This is a genomic window from Neochlamydia sp. AcF95 (assembly GCF_018342455.1).
GTDB lineage: Bacteria > Chlamydiota > Chlamydiia > Chlamydiales > Parachlamydiaceae > Neochlamydia.
Genome location: NZ_JAEMUC010000007.1, coordinates 1 through 26,591 on the forward strand (window position 1 = coordinate 1; position 26,591 = coordinate 26,591).

General features: G+C 38.0%; 18 protein-coding genes. 6 read left to right on the forward strand and 12 right to left on the reverse strand.

The window, feature by feature from the left end:
* The first annotated feature begins 87 nt into the window (after window positions 1-87).
* Window positions 88-1,473, forward strand: a complete 1,386-nt coding sequence (locus NEOC95_RS00415) for a tetratricopeptide repeat protein (RefSeq protein ID WP_349305235.1) — start codon at window positions 88-90, stop codon at window positions 1,471-1,473.
* A gap of 293 nt (window positions 1,474-1,766) precedes the next feature.
* Here the strand turns inward: NEOC95_RS00415 and NEOC95_RS00420 are convergent, their stop codons facing one another.
* From NEOC95_RS00420 to NEOC95_RS00445, 6 genes are all read right to left on the reverse strand, one after another.
* Window positions 1,767-2,420: a pilus assembly FimT family protein gene (locus tag NEOC95_RS00420; RefSeq protein ID WP_213150961.1), complete on the reverse strand. Its 654-nt coding sequence runs from the start codon at window positions 2,418-2,420 to the stop codon at window positions 1,767-1,769.
* Window positions 2,398-2,787: a type II secretion system protein gene (locus NEOC95_RS00425; RefSeq protein ID WP_213150962.1), complete on the reverse strand. Its 390-nt coding sequence runs from the start codon at window positions 2,785-2,787 to the stop codon at window positions 2,398-2,400. The genes NEOC95_RS00420 and NEOC95_RS00425 overlap by 23 nt, the downstream gene beginning before the upstream one ends.
* A 20-nt stretch (window positions 2,788-2,807) precedes the next feature.
* On the reverse strand, window positions 2,808-3,992 hold the full coding sequence (locus NEOC95_RS00430; RefSeq protein WP_213150963.1) for a type II secretion system F family protein: 1,185 nt from the start codon (window positions 3,990-3,992) through the stop codon (window positions 2,808-2,810).
* Between the two features lie 6 nt (window positions 3,993-3,998).
* On the reverse strand, window positions 3,999-5,525 hold the full coding sequence (gene gspE / locus NEOC95_RS00435) for a type II secretion system ATPase GspE (RefSeq protein WP_502710254.1): 1,527 nt from the start codon (window positions 5,523-5,525) through the stop codon (window positions 3,999-4,001).
* An 88-nt stretch (window positions 5,526-5,613) separates the two neighbouring features.
* Window positions 5,614-8,193: a type II secretion system protein GspD gene (locus NEOC95_RS00440; protein ID WP_166156362.1), complete on the reverse strand. Its 2,580-nt coding sequence runs from the start codon at window positions 8,191-8,193 to the stop codon at window positions 5,614-5,616.
* Entirely contained in the window at window positions 8,180-9,595 is a 1,416-nt protein-coding gene (locus NEOC95_RS00445) for a hypothetical protein (RefSeq protein ID WP_166156359.1), read from the reverse strand. Before NEOC95_RS00445 ends, NEOC95_RS00440 begins: the two co-directional genes overlap by 14 nt.
* Before the next feature lie 506 nt (window positions 9,596-10,101).
* On the opposite strand from NEOC95_RS00445, the gene NEOC95_RS00450 reads away from it, so the two are divergent.
* The 4 genes from NEOC95_RS00450 to NEOC95_RS00465 all read left to right on the forward strand — a co-directional run bounded on the left by NEOC95_RS00450 (window position 10,102) and on the right by NEOC95_RS00465 (window position 20,206).
* Entirely contained in the window at window positions 10,102-15,381 is a 5,280-nt protein-coding gene (locus NEOC95_RS00450; RefSeq protein ID WP_166156356.1) for a tetratricopeptide repeat protein, read from the forward strand.
* Window positions 15,382-15,744: 363 nt separating this feature from the next.
* Window positions 15,745-16,152 carry a hypothetical protein gene (locus NEOC95_RS00455; protein ID WP_166156353.1) on the forward strand — a complete coding sequence of 136 codons (408 nt, stop codon included), beginning with the start codon at window positions 15,745-15,747 and terminating at the stop codon, window positions 16,150-16,152.
* Window positions 16,153-16,485: 333 nt separating this feature from the next.
* Complete coding sequence (locus NEOC95_RS00460; RefSeq protein ID WP_166156350.1) at window positions 16,486-17,877, forward strand: Na(+)-translocating NADH-quinone reductase subunit A; 1,392 nt, start codon at window positions 16,486-16,488, stop codon at window positions 17,875-17,877.
* A gap of 982 nt (window positions 17,878-18,859) precedes the next feature.
* Window positions 18,860-20,206: a hypothetical protein gene (locus NEOC95_RS00465; RefSeq protein ID WP_166156347.1), complete on the forward strand. Its 1,347-nt coding sequence runs from the start codon at window positions 18,860-18,862 to the stop codon at window positions 20,204-20,206.
* 332 nt (window positions 20,207-20,538) lie between these two features.
* Here NEOC95_RS00465 and NEOC95_RS09655 read toward each other — a convergent pair whose 3' ends face one another.
* The 6 genes from NEOC95_RS09655 to NEOC95_RS00495 all read right to left on the reverse strand — a co-directional run bounded on the left by NEOC95_RS09655 (window position 20,539) and on the right by NEOC95_RS00495 (window position 23,822).
* Window positions 20,539-20,631, reverse strand: coding sequence for an F-box-like domain-containing protein (locus NEOC95_RS09655; protein ID WP_166156344.1), 93 nt, complete (start codon window positions 20,629-20,631; stop codon window positions 20,539-20,541).
* A gap of 221 nt (window positions 20,632-20,852) precedes the next feature.
* Window positions 20,853-21,227: an F-box protein gene (locus NEOC95_RS00475; protein WP_166156341.1), complete on the reverse strand. Its 375-nt coding sequence runs from the start codon at window positions 21,225-21,227 to the stop codon at window positions 20,853-20,855.
* 145 nt (window positions 21,228-21,372) lie between these two features.
* Entirely contained in the window at window positions 21,373-21,756 is a 384-nt protein-coding gene (locus NEOC95_RS00480; RefSeq protein WP_166156338.1) for an F-box protein, read from the reverse strand.
* A gap of 317 nt (window positions 21,757-22,073) precedes the next feature.
* The gene (locus NEOC95_RS00485; protein WP_166156335.1) at window positions 22,074-22,451 is read right to left on the reverse strand and encodes an F-box protein; all 378 of its coding nucleotides are present in this window, start codon (window positions 22,449-22,451) and stop codon (window positions 22,074-22,076) included.
* 145 nt (window positions 22,452-22,596) lie between these two features.
* Window positions 22,597-22,974, reverse strand: coding sequence for an F-box protein (locus NEOC95_RS00490; protein ID WP_166156332.1), 378 nt, complete (start codon window positions 22,972-22,974; stop codon window positions 22,597-22,599).
* Between the two features lie 689 nt (window positions 22,975-23,663).
* Window positions 23,664-23,822, reverse strand: coding sequence for a hypothetical protein (locus NEOC95_RS00495; protein WP_213150964.1), 159 nt, complete (start codon window positions 23,820-23,822; stop codon window positions 23,664-23,666).
* A 443-nt stretch (window positions 23,823-24,265) separates the two neighbouring features.
* Here NEOC95_RS00495 and NEOC95_RS00500 point away from each other — a divergent pair, with 443 nt between their 5' ends.
* A complete protein-coding gene (locus NEOC95_RS00500) occupies window positions 24,266-26,404 on the forward strand; it encodes a YjbH domain-containing protein (RefSeq protein ID WP_166156330.1) in 2,139 nt (712 codons plus the stop codon).
* Window positions 26,405-26,591 lie beyond the last annotated feature (187 nt).

The window sequence follows — 26,591 nt, forward strand, 5'->3', positions numbered from 1 at the left end:
GTTAGATAAGTTACAACTGACAGAAATAGTACCTGCCAGGTAACTCATGTTTGTCAGGTCAAGTACTGTCTAGGACAAATAAAATATATTCACAAAGCGCTTACCATTGACCTTAAGCTCTTTGGTGTAAATCATCCCACCGTGGCAATTCGCTACAGCAACCTGGCAGCAATCTACCACGACCAAGGCAGCTTAGATAAAGCGGAAGAGTGTAGCAATAAAGCGCTCGACATAGATCTTAAGCTTTTTGGTAAAAATCATCCGTTGGTAGCAATTGACTACAGCAACCTAGGAGCAATTTACCAAGCCCAACTCAATTTAGATAAGACGGCAGAGTATAGCACTAAAGCGCTTGCCATTGATCTTAAGCGTTTTGGAGAAAACCATCCCACGGTAGCAAGATACTACAGTAATTTAGGGGCACTCTACCGTGATCAAGGCAATTTAAACAAAGCGGAAAAGTACAGTAATAAAGCGCTTGCTATTGGCTTTAAGCTTTTTGGAGAAAATCATCCCAAGGTTGCAAGCGATTATGGCAACCTAGGAGCAATCTACCAGGCCCAAGGCCATTTAGACAAGGCGGCAGATTATGGTAATAAAGCGCTTGCTATTAATCTTAATCATTTTGGTGAAAATCATCCCAAGGTTGCAAGCGATTATAACAACCTGGGACAAATCTACAAAGAGCAAGGCCATTTAGACAAGGCAGCTGAGTATAGCAACAAAGCGCTTACCATTAGCGTTAAGCTTTTTGGAGAAAATCATTCTCAGGTAGCAACAAATTACAACAATCTAGGAGCAATCTACCAAGAGCAAAGCAATTTAGACAAGGCGGCAGAGTATTTCAACAAAGCGCTTGCCCTTAACCTTAAGCTTTTTGGTGAAAATCATTCCATGGTGGCAACAAATTACAGCAATCTAGGAGCAATCTACAAAGAACAAGGCTATTTAGACAAGGCGAATGAGTATCTCAGCAAAGCGCTTGCCATTAACCTTAAGCTTTTCGGTGAAAATCATTCTAATATAGCAATCATTTACAACAACCTCGGGCAAACTTGCAAAGGCCGAGGCAATTTAGACAAGGCAGCTGAGTATAGCAACAAAGCGCTTACCATTAGCGTTAAGCTTTTTGGGGAAAATCATCCTCGAGTGGCAAGAGATTACAATAACTTAGGACAAATCTACCAAGACCAAGGCAATTTAGGCAAGGCAACTGAATATCTTAAGAAAGCTTTAGCTATTAACCTTAAGCATTTTGGTGAAAATCACTCTACACTGGCAATTTGTTATAGTAATTTAGGAGAGGCCTATCAACAACAAGGCAATTTTAATAAGGCATTTAAGCATATGAGTAAAGCTTTAGAACTCTCCTACCGTCTATATGGAAGAGGTCATCCCCCGGTAACAACATTCTGCAATAACCTACTAGGTCTCTTCTTAGAGGTTTATTTAACACACGCTAGGCAAAAATAGTTTTTTTCGTAACTTTTAAGCCCTAGGGGACGCCATCTGATTAGCTTTAAAAATTATCTTATAAGATCTTGTTATACCTTTTTGAGCTACTTCTTATGCAGCCCCGTACTTCATAAAATCCCTTGTGTTAAGTAAAAAGACAGCTTTTAGAGGATTGGATATGTAGACGGAGTTTTTTTAAACCGTATTACTCAACCTGCTAGAATAACTTTTAGGCTATCTTCCCCCGTGTTGAATTTGCCTTCATCAAAGGGCGAAGATTGTTAGAATATTTTCTGTAGACCTAACGGGAATCATAAGCTATCACTTTTGGCTAATCTTTTCTCTTGGATCTCTTGCACGGTGGCATTGATGAGTTTTATCTCAAAATCGGCGTTTTGCTTTTCCTTAGAGGTGAGGTCGGGACTGTTAGTAAGCGTACTAACGATTGGCTGAGGATAGCCAGGCAAGTAAATAAATCTTTCTAATGTGCCTGGCGTATTGCTTTGTTGATGAGAGGCCAGTCGCATGACTCCTTTGCTCATGACTGAGCCTTTAGAGAAAAACTTAACATCTATTTTATTGGATTCATGCTGGGTTCTATTTTCATCATGAAATTCAATCAATTGAATAGAATGCAAGGGTTTTTCTTTATTTATCACAAGCTCTAATAGCTTATCATCTAGATTGCCCTCTACTTTAAGGCGCATGAGGTTAGCTTGGCTATTTTGAGCGCTTTCAAAAATAACATGCACATCAGCATTCATGATCAACATTAAGTTTTGAGCCAGCCTTAAGTAATCTACGACCAGGTCTGTTTCGGTCTTAAAACGCTGTTCCCGTAAAGCTTTATGAACATTAAAGCCTATTACTCCCAACGTGAGCGCTAAGATTGCCATCACCATTAGCAGCTCTAAAAGGGTGATGAAACGCTTTTTGACTCGCTTACTTTTTGAATAAGGTCGCATGGCTTCTTTTATATTCGTTATATTTATCCGAGGAGACATGGATGGCATTATTTTCAGAAGTCACTCTAAATTCGTACCCCCAGCCATCTTTGATCAGATCGTCAGGATTTTTTACTAGGGGAGAAGCAATGATTACTTTCTTCCATTCAGAATCTAAGTGATCTAACAAAGCAGGATCTTCAGCGGCACTCAAATTTAAAATTGTTTCAATTTTGTCCATTGCCGCTCGCGTTTTAAAAGCTTTGCCCTCATCTAAGCTCCCTCGGTAGTTGTAAGTAATGACCCCTGCTATTAAGGCAATCAAAAACATCACAATCATAATTTCGATTAGAGTAATATATCTTTTTTTTAACACATAGAATTTCATGAAACCTCCATAGGATGCAATTACATAGTCAATGAACTTACGTCTGTTAAGGGGAGCAAAATAGCTAGTAGCACGACGCCAATAATGGTTCCCATCACAATTAATATTACAGGTTGTGCAAGCGCCATTACTCGCTCTAGTGACTTTTCTATCTCATTTTCATATATATCTGCTACCTTATTAAACATCGCAGTCGCATTGCCTGATTCTTCACCTACTGCTAGCATGCGAGGAACTAGCTTAGGAATGTAACGAGAATGCATCAGTTCAGCACTTAGAGAACTTCCTTCAATAATCTTTGCTTCAGCCTTTTTTACCTCTTCTTCTAACACAACATTATGCATCACCTCACGCGAAATGCGCAAAGAGTTGATGACGGGCAGCCCTCCTTGTTGCAAAGTTCCCATGGTGCGGCAAAAGCGTGCTACACAGGTTTGAATAATAAGCGTTTTAAGCAAGGGAAATTTGATCATGTTACGTTCAAGCCAGAGCCTACCATGGAGGCTCCGTAAGAAGTGAACAAGATAGATAATCCCCGCTAGGGCTGAAGGTAGAGCAATCCACCAGTAACTCCTGAACCCTCGGCTCATTCCCAGTACAAATTCGGTAAAACCATTTAATTGGCGATCGACAAAGATGCCCTCAATTGAAGGAACAACAAACCCTAGCAGCATAAGAATGATTAAAAATGAAAATGCAGCAAGAATAGCAGGGTAGACCATCGCGGTAATGATTTGCTTCTTTAATTTATTTTGCTTTTGCAATAATTGACTAAGTTTATCGAGGACTATATCTAAAGCTCCTACAGCTTCGCCTGCCGTGATCATGGAACAATAAAGTTGATCAAAACTATCAGGGAAGTTGCCCATGCTTTGTGAAAGCGATTGACCAGCTTTGATCTGTTCGCAAAGGCTTAAGACTACCCGATGGCAGGAATCTGTACGGTATTGCTCTTCTAAGGCTAATAAGCTTTCATAGAGAGGGACTCCTGCACTGACTAGCTGAGAAAGCTGTAAAGTAAAAGCTAAAAGAACATCACCTTTGAGGTTTTGCTTTTTAGAAATGGTTGTACGCAAGGCAAGCTTTTTTAGCATGGTGCCTTGGCTGCGCAGTTTTTCCTTAGCTTCTTTTTCAGTTTGCGCTTCAATTAATCCGGTGCGTTTTTTACCCAACGGGTCAAGAGCTTCATAGCTATACAGGGGCATAAAGTCTTAGCCCTCCTCAACGCCACGCGTGGTCCGTAAAACTTCAGCAACAGTGGTAATCCCTTGCTTAGTTAGAAGGCTGCCATGACTTAATAGACTCATCATGCCTGCATGTAAAGCCACTCTTCGCAGCTCTACCGCGTCAGGGCTTTTAACGATTTGCTGCTTGATGGCATGGTTGACAAGCATTAATTCATAAATACCGTGGCGTCCTTTATATCCTGAACCATAGCATGCCTGGCAGCCTGTACCATGGAAAAGATATCCTTCCGATAAATCTTCTTTTTTTAAGCCTATATTTTGTATTTCTTGATCTGTAGGAGTATAAAAAGTTTTGCAATGAGGACATATTTTGCGTACAAGACGTTGGGCTAGTACGCCAATAATACAAGAGGAGAGCAAATAGGGCTCGATGCCCATATCGACAAGACGGGTGATGGCAGAGGGAGCATCATTGGTATGAAGGGTACTCAATACAAGATGGCCGGTAAGAGAAGCTTGAATAGCAATCTCTGCGGTTTCTTTATCGCGGATTTCGCCAATCATAATGATGTCTGGGTCTTGCCTTAAGATATGCCGTAAGCCTGTAGCAAAATCTAACTTGATTTTTGGATGGACTCCTATTTGAGCGATCCCTTTCAAATTATACTCTACGGGATCTTCAATCGTCATGATATTGGTTTCATCATTATACATCTCGCAAATAGCGCTATATAATGTTGTGGTTTTACCACTTCCGGTAGGCCCGGTCACAAGTATAATGCCTTCGGGCACGGCGATTAATTTTCTGAAGTCCTTATAGCAATTAGGGGGCATGCCAATTTTATCTAGCCCTAAAATGACATTGCCTTTATCAAGAATACGCATGACAATACGCTCTCCGCCAGATACAGGAACTGTGCTGACGCGAAAATCAATCTCGCGGCGTCCCATCTTTAGCTTGAGGCGTCCGTCCTGAGGTAGCCTATGCTCAGCAATGTCGAGTCTAGACATCACCTTTATACGTGTGAGCAGCTGAGCTTGCTGATCAGGAGCAGGACTATGACGAGCTTGTAAGACTCCATCGATGCGATATCTTACGCGTAAACCATTTTCAGAAGGCTCAAAATGGATATCAGAGGCGCCTTGTTGGATAGCTTCTGTTAAAATTAAGTTGATAACTTTGACGATAGGGGCTTGATGCTGGCTATTGTCTAGAAGGTCATATATTTCAATTTCAGCTTCTACCCGTTCATCACCGCGCGTGAGGTGAGCGAGCATCTCTGAAGCTTCGCCATGTTCTAAATTATAGCAATCGTTGATCGAAGCAAGAATCACATCTTTAGGGCAATAAGCGGCTTTGATTGTCTTGTTGAGAATAAAACGGAGTTCTTCCAAAGCTTCAAGGTGTAAGGGATCTGCTATAACAACTAACACCCTCTCTTTATCTTCTTGAAGAGGAAGGATAAAATTTTTCTTAGCAAAAGTATAAGGGATTTTTTTAATTAGTTCTTTAGAGATACGAAAGGAGGAAAGATCATTATAAATAACCATGCCAAATTGAAGAGCAAGATGGCGATTATGGTCATCATTTTGCTTGGGCGCTTCTTTTTTTGAATGCATTTGGCCTGAGGTTATATATTTATCTTCCGTCATATTCTCCCAAAGGTAAAGGCTCGCAGCGCTCTTGTTCTCTTCCAAAGAGAAGCTGTACCGTGCCTCGTAATAAGCGATCTTTTTCAGCATTTTTTGCTTCTTCAAGGGCATACAAGAAAGAAGGAATATCTCCTGGACGGCGTGTGAGCTCGCGATAGCGATAAAGCTCAAGATCTTCTTTAGGGTCGGCAACAATTTTGGGAGTAATACAGATAAACATCTCCACACTATTATCCGTCATTGCAGTTGAGCTAAAAAGCTTGCCTAGACCAGGAATTTCTCCTAAAAAAGGAATAGAATCTTTAGCATCATCGGTAATTTTTCTTCTTAATCCCCCTAAAATAACCGTTTGGCCATCAGGGATGCGAACTTCATTGTTAATCACTCGCCTAGTTACATCAGGCTGCGAGGGATTAAGGCCACCATTAATTGTTTCAAAGACCAGATCTGTTTGAAGAGTAATAGAATCGCCTTCCTCTTCATGATCGTCAAAATTGCTATTAGGCTCTCCCCCTAATCCTTCGTGGCTCGTATGGATGATAGGAGTGATGTCAATTCTAATCCCGTAACGTGCACGAGCGAAGGTATTGTTAAGGGCAGTGGTGTTAGTGACAGGAGTAATGATAACTCCTGTATTAACAGTAATCTCATCTTCGATGGCGATATGGGCTTGCGTTTGATTTAAAGTCAATACTGAAGGGCTGGCGTTGATGGATATATCTTCTTGGGAAATTAAAAATTGATACACTGCATCATAGGCAGGAATCCTACTTGATTTTTTCCGATTCATAAAAAAGGTGGTAATGCCTCTATTATCAGGCAAGACTTTATTAACGAGAGGTTGGAAAAAGTTGACGTTATAGTCTAAGCCAGTTGCATGAGCATTTAAAGCATCCGAGCCAATCTTTAATAAATTTAAGCCAATATTATCCTGATTGCTAATTCTTTTTTCAAAAAGAAGAATTTCGATCTGTACCATTTTTTTAGGAATGTCTAATTTTCTAATCAATTCCTTAAGCTTGGGAAGAAGCTCAGCTTCTACTACCATGACAATGGCTCCTGTTTTTGGATCCACTATAAAGTTGGTACGGCCCTCATTGGGATCGATAGCACGGTTGCTTTCCTCGTAAGGATCCGGATTAACGATGTAACGGTCATTTAAATAGTAGCCTCCCTCAAAAGCATTGAAAGGAGAGCCGTTATTTAATTCTTTTTTTCCATTCGAGGAGGCAGCAAGCTCAGGAGAAGATGATTCAGAGAAAGCTTGATTATCAGTGCGCATGCCGGGACGTTGCTGAACCATCAAAGCATAGACTTTGAGAAGCATATCGGCCAATTTAAGAGGGTCAGAATGGCGTGTAGTGTACCAATGGATGACTTTTTCGCTAACTCCTCCCATATGGCTTTCTACTTCGCAAATAATTTTTTCCGCTCTTTTAATCTCTTCATTTGTTCCATAAAGAAAAAGGGCAGGAGCCGAGTTGCTAAGAGGAATAATACGCAGGCTGTTAGCTTCTACCGTCGAGCTGTTATATTCTGAGGAAAAGTTGTTGGCTACCTGTGAAAGATCTAAATGAGCTGATATTTTTTCATTTCTTTCAGAAATTTTTCCCAAGGAAGGAGAGGTTCCCGAGAGTTGATCGAAAACTGCGGAGAGAACTTTACTCATCTCTTCAGCCGCAATACGTTTTAAAGGAATGAGCTTGTATTCTTTATCTCCCCGGTTGGCAGAGATAAAGTCATAGAGCTTGAGCAGTTCTTGAAGATCTATCTTAGGCGCTACCACTAAAATATCTCGACCAATCAGCTGTAGAACGGTAGTGGTAGGGTTGATAAATTTATCTAAAAAATGCCAAACACGTTTAATTTCGGCAACTTCAGGGGAAAGCATAAAAAGAACACGCGCTTCTGCAGGTAGAAGGTCTAAATCTTCTCGCTTATTAGTGATCATCTTTAAATTCGATTTATCTTGCTTAAGAAAATAGAGTTGGCGCAGGTAAGCATTCAGCTGTTTAAAACCTATGCCGTTTTGTACAAGAATTAATTCCAACATTTCATCCCACGAGGCCCGGGGAATAGGGAGATTAGAATCCACACTTAATTTTACCATTGCAATCTCAGGGGAAAGCAAATAAACATAATTTTGAGAACCATAGTCGATAACAAGTTGTCCAATATTAGTGTCAGGTTGATGCCATAAAGAGTAACCTTCTGTAGATGCCATTTCAGCCGACAGTTGCTGCCATCCTTTTTGGGTATCTTGAATGCTTTGACGTAAGGTGTTAATCTGAGTTAAAAGCTTGTGGTAAGCCTCTTCAGGAGCATTTATGTTATAGAGTTTTTCCACTTCTGCATATAAATTGCGCAGCTGGCTTTGTTGCTCTTTTAGCTCACGATTGATATCCCTTAAATATTCTTGCATCTCTGGATGGAGATCATTACTGTTTTGCGTAAAACTAGCTTTTTTCTCAGCAATTGTTTGCCCCCATAAAGGTGATAATACCCTTGTTAAGAAAATAAAAATGCTTAATAAGAAAAAGCAAAAGAAATTGTTAGTTGTTTTCATAGCTATTCAAGGGTTTCAGAGTTTTTTCAGTTTCAAATCTTTTAGATATTATAGGGAGAGGTGGGGGAGAATTTAGATCCACAGGGGAAGAGTCTGACGGCAAAGAGTTATGGGATGGTAGGTCTTTTTCCTTTTCTTCTGCTTTTCTCCTACCTAAAAATGCAGAATTAATAGGAAGCTCCAAGGGCTTAGCTTCCGAGCGCGACGAATTATAAAGAGTTCCTACTAGTAATTGTTGCTCATTTTTACGTTCGATACCCCCAAATATAAATAATATGCCCACCAATTTGCGGGATACATAGTCATCAACCTCTTGAGGCTTACTTATTTTTTTCCATCCGCTACTGGTTAAGATTAACCAGTCTTTAGGCTTTAATAAGATTCTTTTTTTACTAATTTCAAAAACAAATTGAGAATGAGTATGGGATCCTAAAAATTTAAAGTTTTGTAAGGCATTCTGAGGCATCCAAGGTTCAGAGGATTTTAGAAGATTAAGAGCTATTTTGGAACGCCCCTCTATATCCCAAAGCTCTAGCTGCATTAAACGATCATCAATTTTTTTGATAACTAATAACGGGTAACCTAAAGAATCCATCCCTGGATTGACAAGTTTCCATTGATCCTCTTTCCATATCAATGCATCCCCTAAGCCAACAAACAGTGAATAAACCCCTTCACCTTCGCCAAAATCAAGCCTTTGCTTACCCATGTTTAGGCTATGCTCGCTGCCTCCATGATCTTCTAAAAAACGATCAATACCATACCATCGTGCTTTTTGGCGGGCTAATAAGCTGCCGTCAACGCGCCATTTCCCTATTTCCCAGGGAACATGCACACGCACATATTCTTTCTTAGGCAAAGTAAACTCAGTGTAAGAGCAAGGTTCCTGAATAATCTGACCTTTATCATCTATCATATTGACTTTTATGCTAGCCTCTTGATCGTTTGCTGTAGCTTGAAGCCAAAGGGGGGTCGGGAGATTGTCAGGATTGAACACGTATTGCGAGGGATTTGCCTGGCGATTATAAGAAATATACATTTTCTCTCCCGGGGAAATTGAGGAAACCGAAGGGTTTCCATTAAAAGCAAAATGAAGCAAAGGAAGAGCTTCTTTTGCATCGGGTCGATCATTTGTGCCATAGTAAATTAGATGCTTGCGTAAATCTGGCAGCTGCATGGTGATAGGGGAATGTTTTAGCTGAAAAATAGACTGCCTGATCGCATCGTAAGCCTCTTGAGGTTGGCTATAGCTGTTCCGGGGTAAATTTCTTTTTATATCAGTAAGCGTGTTGACAGGAATTTCAAGAGGACGAGCCCATCGATAGGCTAAAGCACTTATCAATAGCGCCATAACTGTAAAAGCCATTCCCACATTAACGCCAAAAAGCCATTTTTTTTCCATATAACACTTTATAGTTACCAAAGAAGAATTATAACGGATCCCTCTCATTTTGATGGAGAAATTTTATTAGATTTATGAAATTTAGTAGGTTATAGGAGTGAAAGAAAGGGCTATAAATAACCTTAATGAAAAAGGTTAGATACCTTAAATTAAGCTAAATTTAAGTGCAAATTTTTTGCGCCTGTTTCTCTAGTAAGCGCCTGGAGCTTTTGAAGGGTTCGGAGCCTGTCAAACCTATCTTATTAGCTACTCTTTTTTAGTAAAATTTGATTTTGTTTTCTTCTCCTTTTTATTAAGGGATATTCTTGCGCCTCTGTCTTATGCAAGCAGTTTTTTTAGTCCTTAATAACCTGAATGTTATGTTGAAAGGGGGGAGATTTTTTATTTTAGAGAGAAAAAATATAAGCGTTATGTTTATAAGTGGTTTTTTATTTTGAAAATTAAACAATGAAGCCAATATTAACTAGGTATTGAAAGATAAGTAAAACTAGAAGGTAGGTAAGAGAATGAACTTAGAGAATTTACCTAGCCACCCCTTTATATTTCCTGCGTTTAAGGAAATAGAAAAAAGAGAACAGCATCGAAAACTAGGCCCCTATACCGAGATTAGCTTAGAGATCTTCGAAAAACTGGGGCGCAAAGACATATACCAAGCAAGCTTAGTCTGCAAAGAATGGAAGCGATTAGTTGAACAAACAAATTTATGGAAAAAGCTTTATTCAGCAAGCTTTGAAGTTGACTCCCAAGAAGAAAAGCAAGCCAGCAATGATAAGGAATATCTTTTAAAACTTTCTTCTTGCCCGTGGAATAAAGCTCAAATTGCTAAATTTTTATGGCAAGATTCTACGACTATCATTAGTGATTCCATACAAGCAAAAGTAAAGGCTGCGGCAGCTTATCTACAAGAAGAAGGCTTTGAATTAAAAGGTGTGGCTAGTGATGGCGACTGCTTCTTTAGCGCTTTTTTAGGAAGCTATGCCTGCCTTTCTAGAAAAATTCCTTTATTAGAGGAGTGGGAAGATAAAATTTTTTATTTAAGACAAGTACTCTCCGAGCTTATTAAACATATAGACAACGAAAGAGCTGAAGAAATAAAAAGAAAAGCGGCATGGATAAGCGGCTTAGGTGAAGGAGATCGATTAGCTCTGGCTTTGTCTATTCCTATTAGGCTGATAACAGTTAATGAAGAACAGTTAAGGTGCGGGATTCATGATAGGGTTATCTTCTCAGGGCAAGGCTTAGGTTTACTTGAAGAAAATAGATCGCAGGAATGGAAAACTATCCTTCAACAAGAAAGGCCTAAAGAGTTTATTTTTATTGTGGATTTAGGAGGTCACTTTGTGTATGCACAGAAACATTTAAAGCAAGCCTCTACTCTTTTTTCAAATTTGAGAAACTTTTCTAATATCCCTCTTTCTAATTTCAAATCTAAAAATGAATTTAAAAAAAATTTGGCAAGTTTAGAAATCGATGACCTTTTATCAGAAGAAAAGATAAAAGAATTGGAGCTATTCTATACGCAAGCTTTAAAAATTGCTATTCACGAGCAAGATCTTATCCAAGAAAGCTTTTGCATTGAAAAATTAGGGGATATTTACTTAAGAAAAGAAATGTCAGAAACTCTTTTACAAGCAGCAGGGCTTTACAATTATGCCCTACGGCTAGCTCCTCGAGAAAGGCAAGAAATTATCAAAAATAGGCTTTCCCAAGCTCAAAATTTACTTGCTAAACAATGTGAAGGTAAACCTTGCGATCCTGCGGTAAACAGAGGACAATTTGAAAGTAATCGTAACACCTTGAAAAATTTTAGAGAAGAAATAGAGAAGAAAATACAAATTCTGCCAGAGAATCCTTCTCCTCAACAAGTAAGAGAGCTTTATCAGGAAGTTGTGCGGCGTATAAAAGGCTTTTTTAGCTTTCTAGTCAATCAGGCGATTGATGTCCTAGGACCTGCACCTTGTGAATATGCCATGATAGGCTTCGGTTCTCTAGCTAGGGAAGAGATGACTCCTTATTCCGATCTAGAATTTGGCCTTCTTATACAAGAAGATACTCTTGTAAATAAGAAGTATTTTAAGAATCTGACAAATCTACTTCACTTGCAAGTGATCAACTTAGGAGAAACTATTCTTCCTGCTTTAAATATTCCTTGCTTAAAAGCCATAGGTTTTTTTGACGGCATTACGCCAAGAGGCTTTGCTTTCGATGGAGCAGGGGTAGAAGGGAAAGGCTGTAAAACTCCTTTAGGAAATGGTAAGACGTTTGAACTTATCCAAACTCCTGAAAAGATGGCTCAATATATCGCTCAAGATAAAAATGGTAAATGGTGGCATGAAAAAGAGCCCCATCTTCCTATGGAACTGCTAACCTTTACTCATTTGCTAGGCAATCTTCAATTAACTAAAGCTTATAATGAAAAAATTCAAGAAATCCTTAATACGAATACGTATTATCAAGATAACCTTGATCTGCGCCAGTATTTAGCTAAGCAGCACCTTGTGTTAGGTGATATGATAGCTTTTAATCCAGGAATGGGTGATTTAGACAGACATGGCATGCTTTTTCAAGTTAAAAATGATTTTTATCGGTTTCCTCATTTAGCCTTTGACCGCCTGTCTCTTCTTAAAAAAGTAGCAGCTTCCGACACTTTTACTAGGATTGATAATCTAAGCGAGTTAAAGATTATAACGAAAGGTTCCGCTGAAAGATTAAAAGATTGGATAAGCTTAGTCTTATTCATGCGTCTTAAAACTTATTCTCATTATCAGGCGCAAAAAGAGGTGATGAATCCTCTCCTTAAGCCCTTTGATTTTGAGGATCAAGATCTTGTTGAAAAGCAGTTTGCTTTGGATCATGGAGCTTTAAAAAAGATAAGAAAAATTTACCGCATCTTTATTTCTTTCTATCAAGCTATTAAAGAGTTTCTAGCAGGCAATGAAGAAAAACTTAAATCTTCTGCTTTAAAAGATACCTCTCCAATGGCAGAAGGGGATATACTTCGAAGGTTATTTCAACATAAAAAAGCAAAAAAGTATTACCTTCTAGCAAAAAAAACAAATTCACAAAACTCGGAGGTTTTAAATGCTCTAGGAAGCATTTACTACGAACAAGGCAGCTTAGATAAGGCATTAAACTATATCAGCAAAGCGCTTACTATTGACCTGAAACTTTGGGGAGAAAATCATCCTGGAGTGGCAAGAGATTACAATAACCTAGGGCTTATCTACCAAGGCCAAGGCAATTTAGGCAAGGCGACAGAGTATAGTAGCAAAGCACTTGCTATTGATCTTAAGCTTTTTGGCGAAAATCATTTTACGGTGGCAAGAGATTACCACACCCTAGGAGAAATCTACCAAGACCAAGGCTATTTAGACAAGGCTGCGGATTATATCAACAAAGCCCTTGCTATTGACCTGAAAGTTTTTGGTGAAAATCATTTTGCGGTAGCAAGAGATTACCTCACTTTAGGGGAAATCTACCAAGACCAAGGCAAATTAGAAAAGGCGGTGGATTATATCAACCAAGCGCTTGGAATCGACCTTAAGTTTTTTGGTAAAAACCATTATACAGTGGCAAGAGATTACCACAACCTAGGGGGGATTTATCAAGGCCAAGGCAATTTAGAAAAGGCTGCAGATTATATCAATAAAGCCCTTACCATCGACCTTAAGTTATTTGGTGAAAACCATCATACGGTGGCAAGAGATTACCACAACTTAGGGGAAATCTACCAAGACCTAGGCAATTTAGAAAAGGCTGCGGATTACATCAACAAAGCGCTTATCATTAGTCTTAAGCTTTTTGGTGAAAACCATCCTAGGGTGGCAAGAGATTATAGCACCCTAGGAGCAATCTACCAAGACCAAGGCAAATTAGATAAAGCGGCTGAGTATAGCACTAAAGCGCTTGCTATTGACCGTAAGGTTTTTGGTAAAAACCATCCTAGGGTGGCAAGAGATTACAACAGCCAAGGAGCACTTCATTACGATCAAGGTAATTTAGAAAAGGCGGCAGAATATAATAGTAAAGCACTTGCTATTGACCGTAGGCTTTTTGGTGAAAATCATCCCAATGTGGCAATTCGTTATAACAATCTAGCATTAATCCACACAGAGCAAGGCAATTTTGACAAGGGAGCAGATTACAGCACTAAAGCGCTTGCCATTACCCTTAAGCTTTATGGAGAAAATCATCCCAAGATGGCTAGTTGTTACAACAACCTAGGAGAAGTCTACCGAGAACAAGGCGATTTAGAAAAAGCGGCAGCTTATCTCAACAAGGCTCTTGTCATTACCCTTAAGCTTTATGGAGAAAATCATCTCGTAGTGGCTAGTTGTTACAACAACCTAGGACAAGTCTACCAAGAACAAGGTAATTTAGAAAAGTCTGTAGATTATATCAACAAAGCGTTTGCCATTACCCTTAAGCTTTATGGAGAAAATCATCCCAAGGTCGCAATTGGTTACAACAATTTGGGAGCAATTTACAAAGCCCAAGGCAATTTAGAAAAGGCTGCAGACTATATCAATAAAGCGCTTGCCATTACCCTTAAGCTTTATGGAGAAAATCATCCCAAGGTGGCAACTCGTTACAACAATCTAGCATTAATCCACACAGAGCAAGGCAATTTAGACAAGGGAGTAGAGTACAGCAAAAAAGCGCTTGCCATTACCCTTAAGCTTTATGGAGAGAATCATCCCAAGATGGCAACTCGTTACAACAATCTAGCATTAATCCACACAGAGCAAGGCAATCTGGAAAAGGCCGCAGATTACATCAACAAAGCAGTTGCGATTACCCTTAAGCTTTATGGAGAGAATCATCCCAAGGTGGCAATTTGTTACATTAACTTAGGAGCACTCTATAAAAAGCAAGGTGAATTAGACAAGGCAGCTGAAAATACCAGAAAATCTTTAGCTATTAACCTTAAGCTGTTTGGTGAAAACCATCCTAGTATTGCGAAAAATTATAACATTTTAGGAACTATTCATTATCAACAAGGAAATATCGAGGATACAATTTATTATGTCAAAAAAGCTCTCGCCATTAACCTCAAACTTTTTAGTGAAAATCATTCTATTGTGGCTGCAGATTACGCCAATTTGGGACAAATTTACCGAGAGCAACATGATTTAAAGCAAGCAGCGAACTATATCAAGAAATCTCTTGCTATTAACCTTAAGCTATTTGGTAAAAATCATCTCTTGGTAGTAAGGGATAACAGCAACTTAGGAGCAATCTACAAAGAGCAGGGTAAATTAGACAAGGCAGCTGAGTACATTAAGAAATCTCTAAGCATTAACCTTAAGCTATGGGGTGAAAATCATCTCCATTTAGTAACTTGTTACAATAACTTAGCACAGCTCTACCATGCCCAAAGCAAATTAGATAAGGCAGTAAAATATAGCCACAAAGCTCTTATCATTAGCCTTAATCTTATCGGGGAAAATCACCTCCAGACGGCAATTTGTTACCTTAACTTAGGAGTAATCTACCAAGCCCAAGGCTATTTAGGCAAGGCAGCTAAGTATGCTAAAAAATCTTTAGTTATTAACCTTAAGCTTTTTGATGAAAATCATTTTAGTGTCGCGAAAAATTATAACATTTTAGGGGGCATTTATTATCAACAGGGAAATATGGAAAAGGCAACTTATTATACTAAGAAATCCTTAGCCGTTAAACTCAAGTTATTGGGTGATAATCATCCTTTGGTAGCAATAGATTATAGTAACCTAGGACAAATCCGCAAAAGAGCAAGACAGGCTAAAAAAAGTGGCAGAGTATAGCGACAAAGCACTTATGACTACACCTTGAGCCCTTTAAAAAAATAACCTGTTTGTAGACAGGGTGTAAAAATAAGAAAAATTTAAATAGCAGAGGGCTGAGGTAATAAAGATGAAGTCTTCCATTAAATTTTAATGAATAAAAGTTAATCTCACATTTGTTATCCATCCTACCTTAGGAAAGTAAGAAATAAATGCTCAAATTGTTAGTGATTTGCCTTCAAGGGGTTACAAGCAATAAATTTTATTTTTCTTAGCTGCAAACTATGATTTCATGTTCTTTTGTCAATAATTTTATTGAATATTACCTGAAAGCTGGTCTATATTGACAAGCAAGTAATAATACTACCGAATAAGGGGGTTAAAATGAACGCTGATGAAGAGAATAAAGATCCATCGCAAGAGAGTATCCGTGAAGTAGAGGCAGAGCATCTTAAGAACGGAGAGAAGAAAATCCATGGTTTGATCGATTTTGCTAAGACTAACACAAAAGATTCCATTGCTTATATTATTATGATTTTAGGCATTATTCTTTTGTTCTTTGAGCAATTTTCAGGAGGAATGCTGATAGGGATCATTTCAGGGCTTTATTACTCCATAGAAATTCAAGATTTTTTTAGCCACTTTAATGAGTTTATTGATGAGCAAGGAATCGTGAGGGGAATTGTGCTAGGAGTGGTAACTATAGCCCTGTTTATTTCTGCTCCAGGAATTTTTGTAGGAGCTATATTAGCGGTCATTGTAAAATATCTTTTTAGCCCTAGCAACGCTTAGATTTTTTAGCCTACACCTTACTTACTAAACCTATAACTCATGATTTAACTTTCAAAAAGGAAAATTTTTTATGAGTTTTTTAGGTTTTTTCCTTTTCCGCAACTGGCTAAAGTTCGTTGAATGTTTATTAAAGAGAGTAAGGATCTGCATGTAGGTTTTTGCTTTTAAATCAAAAGTAAAGAGCAAATAAGGGATCAATAAGGTGAGTGTGACAAGAGATAAAGTTGTGTTTAACCTTAAGAAATTCTCTTAAGCTTCCTTGAATGCTTGCTAAAAACTATTCTTTTCAGTAATTTTCCATTAAATTGCTATATTTATTTGAGGCACTCATTCATGGCATATATAAAAATAACAAAAGGCTTAGATATCCCTCTAAGTGGGAAACCTAACGAGCATGCGCATTCTTTATCCTCTACAAGCCAAGTAATTTCTTTGAATGCTCCCTCTACAGTTTCTCTTGATTTAAAGCCTTTTGCTGACCTGAAATTTAAGCTTCTTATTAAACAAGACGAAGCTGTCAAGATAGGACAGCCTCTTGTAGAAGATAAGGGATGCCCTGGGAGAATGTTTGTTGCCCCTGCTTCAGGAGTTATTAAAGAAATAAGACGGGGGTATAAAAGGAGCTTACAAGAGATTATAATTACTGTAAGTGAAGACGAGCCTTTTGCCGAGCGTCCTGCTAAACCTCTTGAAGGAATGTCTAAAGAAAACCTTATAGAGTTAATGAAAGAGAAAGGTTTTTTTTCTAATATTCGTGTTAGGCCTTTTAATAATTTAGCCGATCCTCTTAAGGCTCCACGCTCTATTTTTGTCAAAGCGATTGAATCAGCTCCTTATAATCCGCCGGCAGAAATGCAAGTGCAAGGCTATGAAAATGAATTTCAGCTAGGCTTAAATGCCCTTGCAAAGTTAACTACAGGCACGGTCCATTTAATTTATCGCGCAGGCTCTACATGTAAAGCTTTTATAGAAGCACAAAATGTTCAGCAACATACGGCTGAAGGACCTCACCCTATTGGCAATGTGTCGGTGCATATCCAAGCGTTAGACCCTATTAAAAGGGCTGATGATATTGTATGGGTAGTTAATGCTCAGCAGGTGGTAGCTTTAGGATATTTTTTAGCCCATGGTCATTATCATGTTAAACGTGTCATCAGCATAGCTGGTCCCGGTATTCTACCTGGCTGCACAGGCTACTTTAAAGTGCAAACAGGCTATCCCATCGCTTCTTTGTTAGTCGGGCGCCTACAACCAGGTTGCCAACGTTTGATTTCAGGAGATCCTTTAACAGGACGCAAGGTAGAAGAAACCGATTTTTTAGGCAGTGAAGATTATACCTGCTGTGTATTTCCTGAAAATAACTCACGAGAGTTTCTTCATTTCTTCAGGTTAGGGATAAATAAATATTCTTTTAGCAAAGGCTATCTTTCCGGGCATTTAGCTAGATTTAAGAAAGACTATAGCTTTACAACCAATCAACACGGCGAGCAGCGCGCCTTCATTGATTCTACCCTTTATGACCAAGTTCAACCTTTAGCTATACCCACTATGCTATTAGTGAAAGCAGTCATGGCAGAAGATTATGAATTAGCAGAATCTTTAGGGTTGTTAGAGGTTTGTGGAGAAGATTTTGCTTTACCCTCCTTTGTAGACCCTTCTAAAATAGAAATGGGAGAGATTATAGATCAGGGCTTAAAACGCTATGCAAGCGAGGTCTTAGCTTAACGTAAAACTGCCTACAAGCTACAAATTTATATCCCCGCAGATCTTTGTAAAGACCGAAAATAGGCCTAAGCATTTTTCTACCAGTGCTATTAAACTTTCGGCATCCTTTTTTAGTGTCAGCTCTCAAATGGTGTGTTTATAGATACCTTTAAAGTGTCTACACAAATATGCCCTTCATGCTTCTCAACCTTTTTGCTTTATCTTATTAAGCTATTACCTTCTTATTGTTTTAATTGACAGGCCAGGAATGCTGGTAGCGTTCTTTCGTTTATCTTCAACTTAAATCAATAGTGCCATTTGCCAGCAAAAAAGCAATGGGAATATAAGGCAAACGCTCTCTTTAAAAAATTATTATAAAGTTGTTAGGGGCTGGATTGCCGGGTACCTTCATGATCTAATTTCTTCCTCTATAGCTTAATTCTTAAGTATCTAGATCTGTTTTTAAAGAGTTGGAGGGGGGATGAGGTAATAGGTCAAACGGGCTTTCTAATGGCACAAGTTTTTGCTTCTTTTCTTATAATTTTTAACTCCAAAATTATTTTTCTTTAATACTAGATCATGCATTCCCTACTTAAATATTAAGTTGCTGACTTTCAAAAACATAAAAAACATTCCTTAAATTTAATTTCCGTATTTTTATCATTCGACGGTCTAAAAAAATCACTAAGAAAAAATAGGCTAGAAAAAAAGATTTTTCTTTTCCTATTTCATTGATTGCCTATGTTCACTTAAAGATTTTTATCAGTCTAATTAAGAGTTGTTTATAAACGTATCGCTTTTTTTAAACATGACAACCTTAAGACTAGAGCTATGAGGGTGGCTTAATTCGCTAACATTTCAGCAATTTATCCCTCAGCATCTTTACGTCCTTCCCTATCTTTTTCTCTTGCTTGTAACAAACAAGTTGGTTTTCCCATCTTGGCACAGGAATTGCAAGAAAGGTACTGCTTTAAATTCATAATCATTCAAGGAGAATAACATTATGGAACCAGATCTTTCTTTCAATGCAAGAAACCATTTAACCAATCACCTACTCAATTTTACTGCGGTAGCAAGTAATCTTTCGGAGGAAAGCCAGGCCTCAGATTCTCTCCCGGCTCAAGTTATGGAGGCTAAAGTCATCATGATTGGCGAAATTCATGGGCAAGCAACGGAACAGATAGGCAAGCTTGTAAATGCGGTAGCTTCTCAATATTTAAGTGAAAATAACGGTAAGATTAAGCTTTTAGTAGAAGGAGATATAAACATAAGAGCAGAGTACATAGCCTCATTACCTAGTGCTTATCGGGAGCATATCTACATCTCATCGTGGGATACAGATGCCTCAAAAGCAGTAATAGAGTCTTTCTATAATAAAGTTGTTAGTCGTCTTCATATAAAGTTGTGCCATGCCTTTATTGCCTATTTATCTGATTCTTCTACAAGCAACAGGAGAGAAATTGGAAATATTTTGAAGAATCTAACATCTGCGCAGATACCTGAATGGATAGAAGATAATAACCATCCATCATTACGTTCAAGTGTAGAAAGCAATTTAGATGACTTAAAGATTCATCTACAAGAACTTCAATCTCATATCAATCAAAAGGAAGCCTCCTTAAGCTTTTTAACATCTTTAAAGATTTATTTAGATACGTTTTATAGTATGATAAGAGAAATAACAATACAACCGATTCTTGAGCGTAATAGGGGAATGGTAGAAAATATTCAGCAAAGTTTAAGCTCTGCTGACAAAATTATAGTTATTGCAGGCAAGGCTCATCTTTTTGGCAGTGATGCTTTTTCCGAAACAGAAAAGGTTTTTATCAAAGAGGGCATTCAAATGGTGAGGGAAAGCTTATCACAACCAGAAACTCCCTATATAATCCTGGATGCACCTTCATTAAATACTTTTACTGAAACAGAAGAGCACATTCAGACTCAACCTGTCCCTCCTGAATGGCTGAATGATTCTGTACCATCCGATGCTGATAAGGGGGAATCGCAAGCGAGCAATAAAACAGAAGATCTCTCCCTCACAGAGATTATTTCTCATGCCTCTAGTTCTTCGGTAGCTGCTGCAGAGTCTGAAGAATCTCAGAAAGAAGAGATACAAGCTAGCAAAGCTTCAGCAGAAAGCGGCCAAGATGCCATCTATCAAGCACTTAACATAAATATTGAGCAGATACAAGCAGTAGGTAACAGAGAATATTTAGCTTTACAATTTAAAGGAAGTTTTGATGCAATATGGGGAGAGATAGAAAGGAAAAAATATATCGCTATGGAAGATGACATCATGTTGGCTAAACTTTTAACTGTTACTATAAACAGATTGCTCGAATTGAAATAAAGCCAAGCTCTTTAAGAGAGGAAAAGAAGGGACTAAAGTAAACTTTTGATAAGATTTTTGTCTTACTTGTTTAAACTCTATCTAGATAATTTTTTTGAAAAAGGAAAGCTTGAGTGCTGCAAAATATGGAGATAGTAGAATGGAAGATGAAGTATAAACTATTTTGTGCCTTTTCCAAAAGTTTTTATCATAGAATGCTTTCTCTCAACTATTCAAGATACGGCGACTTAATCGGCGGGTTGCAAAATAGCTTTTTTCTTAAGGTCCCTTATCGGGTTAATATATCTCAAAATGTTTTTAATATAGGTTTTTCCATAAGGCCTTGTTTTTGGCTAAATTTTCCATTGATGGCATGTCAGTTCAACTTCTAAGAGGTCGAAAACTTGCAAAAAAGAAAAAATATGCAATAGCAGATCATCGGGCATCTATAAAGCCAAAAGTGCTTGCAAATAGCTGTTTTTTCTCTTTACTGCTCTTATTAATTTACATTTGTACCTTAGCATCAAAAGCTTAAGCAATGTTAACCCTCATGACCGCTTACTAAATTATTACCAACGGCAAACTCTGTTTCACTGCCTTTGCAGCGTAATTTGCTTTTAAAGGTAAGATTAAGAATATATTATTCTCTTCATGTATTTTACAGGTTTCATGGCAGACCTATAAATTTTGCTAATTCAAGGTTATGCACATGTTTTATGGACCCTAAGAATGCCATTAATTTTTCGTGTTCACGCTTTGTTCGATGGGCTACAAAATAGCTCTCTTTGTAAGGCTTCTCATCAACCCAGCATTTTTCAAAATGCTTTCGACAAAGATCCTTCCATAAAGTCTCGTCGTGGGCCAAATTTTTCCATTGATGGCATGTTAGTTCAACTTCTAAGAGGTCGAAAGCTTGCAGAAAAGAAAAAATATGCAGTAGCAGCTCATTTGGCAGTTGTTTTATAGATGTAATAGTAGAATCATTGGGGGAAATAGTTATCCCATTTTTATGGCTATCAGCATTTGTCAATGTATTTACCATCTTTTCTCCTTGATTATCATGTTTAAAGAACGTTTTGTATAAACTATTAGCGGTTGCAAACTCCACTTTACTCTTGTTTGTAGGTTGGCTTGCTTTCAAAAATAAGATTAAGAATTTATTATTTCCATTATGTATTTTATAGGTTTCATGGCAGACCTATACCCATATATCTTCCTAGCTCAAAGTTTCTCTCCACGTGTTTTAAGGACCCTAAGAATGCCATGGTTTTTTCATATTCACGCTTTCCGTGAAGAGTGATAAAATAACTTTTTTTGTTAGATTTCCCCTCACGCCAATATATTTTAAGATGCTTTTGATATAGGTTTTTCCATAAGGTTTTGTCCTCGGCCAAATTTTTCCATCGATGGCATGTTAGTTCAACTTCTAAGAGGTCGAAAGCTTTTAAAAAAGAAAAAATATGCAATAGCAGCTCATCGGGCAGCTGTTTTATAGATGTAACGGTAGAATCATTGGGGGAAATAGTTATCCCATTTTTATGACTATTAGCATTTGTCAATGTATTTACCATCTTATCTCCTTGATTATCATATTTAAAGAACGTTTTGTATAAAATATGTAAGCGGCCAAGGGGTATACCTAGCTTTAGATGTGAGCCTGCGGGCATCTGTAAATTCAAAAATGCTTGCAAATAGCTGTTTTTTCTATTTACCGCACTTATTGCTTTACGTTATTGCCTTAGCATCAAAAGCATTAAGCAATGCTAACCCTCGTGACCGCTTACTAAATTATTACCAACGACAAACTTTGCTTCACTGCCTTTGCAGCGTGGTTTGCTTTGAAGGTAAGATTAAGAATTTATTATTCTCCTCATGCATTTTACAGATTTCATGGCAGACCTATGTATTTTGCTAACTCAAAATTTCGCTCCACATGTTTTAAGGACCGAAAAATTTCATCAATTTTTTTATTTCTTTGCTCTACTCGATGGGCTGCAAAATAGCTTTCTTTGTAGGGTCCCTCATCGGGCAAATCTGTTTCATAATTCTTTTGATATAAATTTTTCCATAAAGTCTCGTCGTGGGCCAAATTTTTCCATTGATGGCATGTCAGTTCAACTTCTAAGAGGTCGAAAGCTTGCAAAAAAGAAAAAATATGCACTAGCAGCTCATCGGGCAGCTGTTTTATAGATGTAACAGCAGAATCATTGGGGGAAATAGTCGTCCCATTTTTATGGTTATCAGCATTTGTCAATGTATTTACCATTTTCTCTCCTTGATTATCATATTTAAAGAACGTTTTTTATAAACTATTAGCGGTTGCAAACTCCGCTTTACTCTTGTTTGTAGGTTGGCTTGCTTTCAAAAATAAGATTAAGAATTTATTATTCTGATCATATGTTTTACAGGTCTCACGGCAGACCTATATATTTTGCTAACTCAAAATTTCGCTCCACCTTTTTTAAAGATCCTAAGAATGCCATTAATTTTTCGTGTTCACGCTTTGTTCGATGGGCTACAAAATAGCTCTCTTTGTAAGGCTTCTCATCAACCCAGCATTTTTCAAAATGCTTTCGACAAAGATCCTTCCATAAAGTCTCGTCGTGGGCCAAATTTTTCCATTGATGGCATGTTAGTTCAACTTCTAAGAGGTCGAAAGCTTGCAGAAAAGAAAAAATATGCAGTAGCAGCTCATTTGGCAGTTGTTTTATAGATGTAATAGTAGAATCATTGGGGGAAATAGTTATCCCATTTTTATGGCTATCAGCATTTGTCAATGTATTTACCATCTTTTCTCCTTGATTATCATGTTTAAAGAACGTTTTGTATAAACTATTAGCGGTTGCAAACTCCACTTTACTAAGGAGATCGAGTGCTTACAGAAAAGATGGGCAATAGCAGCTCATCGGGCAGCTGTCTTATGGAGATAACAGTAAATTTAGTAAGGGAAAATAATAAGCCTATTTGTATGGTTGCCAGCATGTGGAGTTAAGAACTTGTTGTTGTTTTTTAATTAAACTGATTATTATTTTTGTTTTTTATTTTTTAAGTCAATGTATTTTTGTTTAAAATTTAAATAATTTGATGCTTTTTTATAATACGCTTAATAATCTCGTCTCTTAAAGGATGATTTGCCTCTTTTTTGTAGTCTTCTTCCTCTTCTAAGAAGGACTCTCCAGCATCTATGGCCTGAATGTACAATGATCGGTAGGAAGCTTATTTATTATAACGTCCATCTATGTAAGTGTTTTTATACCTTTTGGTAGTTTGTGATACATTTATATTGGGTATTAGTTCATCGACTTTACTGCTTTTTTTATCAGTTTACTTAAAAATAATTTTATGTGTATCTGGGCACAGGCTTAAGTGAATCTTTCTCCATGTCCTACGCTTAGTTTTGGCATGCTCGTACGCTTTCCATTCCCCTTCGCCCTAAACCTTTACTCTAGGCGAATCGAAGGTTATCTCTTTTGTACGCTTACGACTTAACTTCTCCAAGTTTTTGCTCAAGTAGTTTAGCCCGCCTGTAGAGAGGGGTATAACAAGGAATGGGCAGCCACCACGGTAGCAAAGCAATCAATAACAATAAAAATTCTTGTTGAGCTTGGAAGAAGTAAATGCTAGTAGCATTATCCATCAACGTGCATAGGATAGCGTTATTAAGATAGGCCTTATCTTCGCTGTGCTTTCATTTCCCCCCTCTTTTAATAACTCTATCTCTAGGATTATTAAGTTATGCTCCCTCTTAACCAAAGCTGCATTATACTTGGGCTAACTGCATAGGTGGTAGGTGAGCTTTTTTGCACATTATCTGCCTTAAGTTTTGTGAGCTAGCAGACTAAACTTTATAGCTTTCAAGCGTTAAAGAGCCAACTTACTGCAGATGCTTTTTTCCATTTATGCAACAGCGCTAGAGAAAAAAGTGATCAGCTTTCCCTCTTGCAATTTCTGTGATGAAGAATTATTCTTTTTTTTCATTATAAAAGCTTAACTTGGCTCATGACAAAAGCATCTTTTTTCTACAAATTAGTATTTTTTTCGGCATGTGTTCTCCCATTTGTAGGAAAATTTTCTATTTGCATGGGCGCTGAAGATCAAGCGGAGAGGCTTTTTAACGATCTTATCGTTATTGAATATGTTAACCGTAAGCTTTCTGAAAAGATGCCTGTAACTTATGATTTTTATCAGCAGGGCGGTTATTTTAATATGCCCTCAGCACGTATGGGAGAGCCAGGTGAGATAGGTGTAGGATATTCCCATGTCCATCCTTATAAAAACTTTAGCTTAAGAGCTCAACTATTTAGCAGACTTGAAGTCTCAGGAAGCTATAGGATCTTTAAGGGAGTGGCCGACCCAATTTTAACGCCGCTTGGTTTTGGAGATTTATCCGATAAAGGGGCCAATTTAAAATTTGCTCTCCTACTTCCTGAAGAGAGTGGCTATAAGCTGCCTGGTGTAGCTGTAGGCTTGCAAGACTTCATGGGGACTAAAAATTTTATAGCTAATTATATAGTCTTTACCCAAGTGTTACTTAACCAGAACTTGGAAGTAAGCTTAGGATATGGCACTAAGCGCTTAAAAAAATGGTTTGGAGGGATTGTGTGGATGCCTTTTCGGCAAAGTCAGCAAAGTTACCTTAAAAATCTTGCTTTGGTTGCAGAGTATGACGCTACCCCGTATAAAGATCCAGAAATAGAAAAGCATCCACGAGGAAGGGTAAAAAAAAGCCCTATAAATTTTGGCCTTAAATATCGATTAGCAGGCCAGTACGATTTGGCTGTTAGCTATATCAAAGGGCACACTTTAGCTTTTTCCTTGTCAACTTTTTACAATTTCGGCACGACTAAAGGTTTTCTTCCTAAAGTTGGGACTCCTCTACCTTATAAGGCCCCCGTTAACCGTGAACCTATAGGAGAGTTAAGGCCTCCTTTTATTCTTGCTCAAGAACTTATCAATGCTTTTCGAGAGCAAGGTTTTGAAATCCTACAAATTAGGCTTGCTAATCAAAACACCTCTGTCTGTCGCCCAACAGCTTTGCGGATTCATTTAATCAATCGTCTTTTTCGTTCGGAATATGATGTGCAAGAGCAGCTGTCTTATCTTCTAGCTGGGCTGATCCCCAATGATATAGAAAAAGTTAACATAGTCGTGGAATCGGACTTAGGTTTTCCTGTGCAAGAATATCACTATCATATGAAGTGGGTCAGGCAATTTGGCGAGGGGAAAAGAGGCGCGCAAGAATTAGATTTATTAACCCATAAAACAGAGCTTTCCTTCTCACCGACAAGGGAAGATTTACAGCTGTTCAAAAATACTCGTTCTGGCTTTAATTTTGAACTGCTTCCTAAGACCCATTCTTTTTTTGGTAGTTCTCGTGGCAAAATGAAGTACTCGCTAGGGTTAAACGCTGGTTTTAATGGCTTCTTGGCAGGAGATGTTTATTATAGTGTATTACTTGGGTGGAATATTTTTTCTAATCTTCATCATATTTCTCCCGTTGATCGGTTGAATCCTTCGCATCTTATCCATGTGCGTACAGACATGATTCGCTATTTCCAACAAAAAGGATTAACTGTTGATGAGGCATATCTTCAAAAAAATTGGAATATGGGTAAAGGGTGGTATAGCCGAGTAGCCTTGGGACTCTTTGAAGAGGAATATGGCGGTTTAGCGACAGAATTTTTATATTGTCCACTTAATAAGCCCTTGGCGGTAGGTATAGAAGGTGCTTTAGTGGGAAAGCGTGCATTAAATGGTGTTTGGTTTACGAATAAAATTCGCCAATTAAAATTCTCTACCCCTCATTTTTACACGCTCACTCATAAAAAATTTATTGGCTCCCAATATTTTCTGAATCTTTACTATAATTGGGAATGGGCGAATGTAAACCTTAAATTAAAAGCAGGAAAATTCCTTGCTAACGACTGGGGCATCCGCGGGGAGGTGTCTCGCAAATTTAAGAGTGGGCTTACCATCACTATTTGGTATACTCATACTAATGGCCATGATGTCATTAATGGTTCTGTTTATCATGATAAAGGGGTAGCTTTTTCCATGCCCTTGGATGTCTTCTATACCTGCTATGCTCGTGATTACTGGCGCTATGGGCTTTCTGCGTGGCTACGAGATGTAGGGGTGACAGCTTTCACGGGCCGAGATCTTTATGATCTCATCCAGGATGAGCGCTGGAAGATTTCTACTCAAAGCAGTCCTTTCTAAAGGAATGAAGAGGATAGATATAAAAGCTATTTAGTTTGACATGATTTAAAGGATATTTCATGCTTAAGCATGTTTTGAGAGCGTTTTTTCTCCCAAATCGCTATAATTTGTTTACGCCTAAATCATTATAAAGCTCTTAATTTCTTGCAAAGTTGACTATGAAACCAATCAAGCTAGATAACAAACA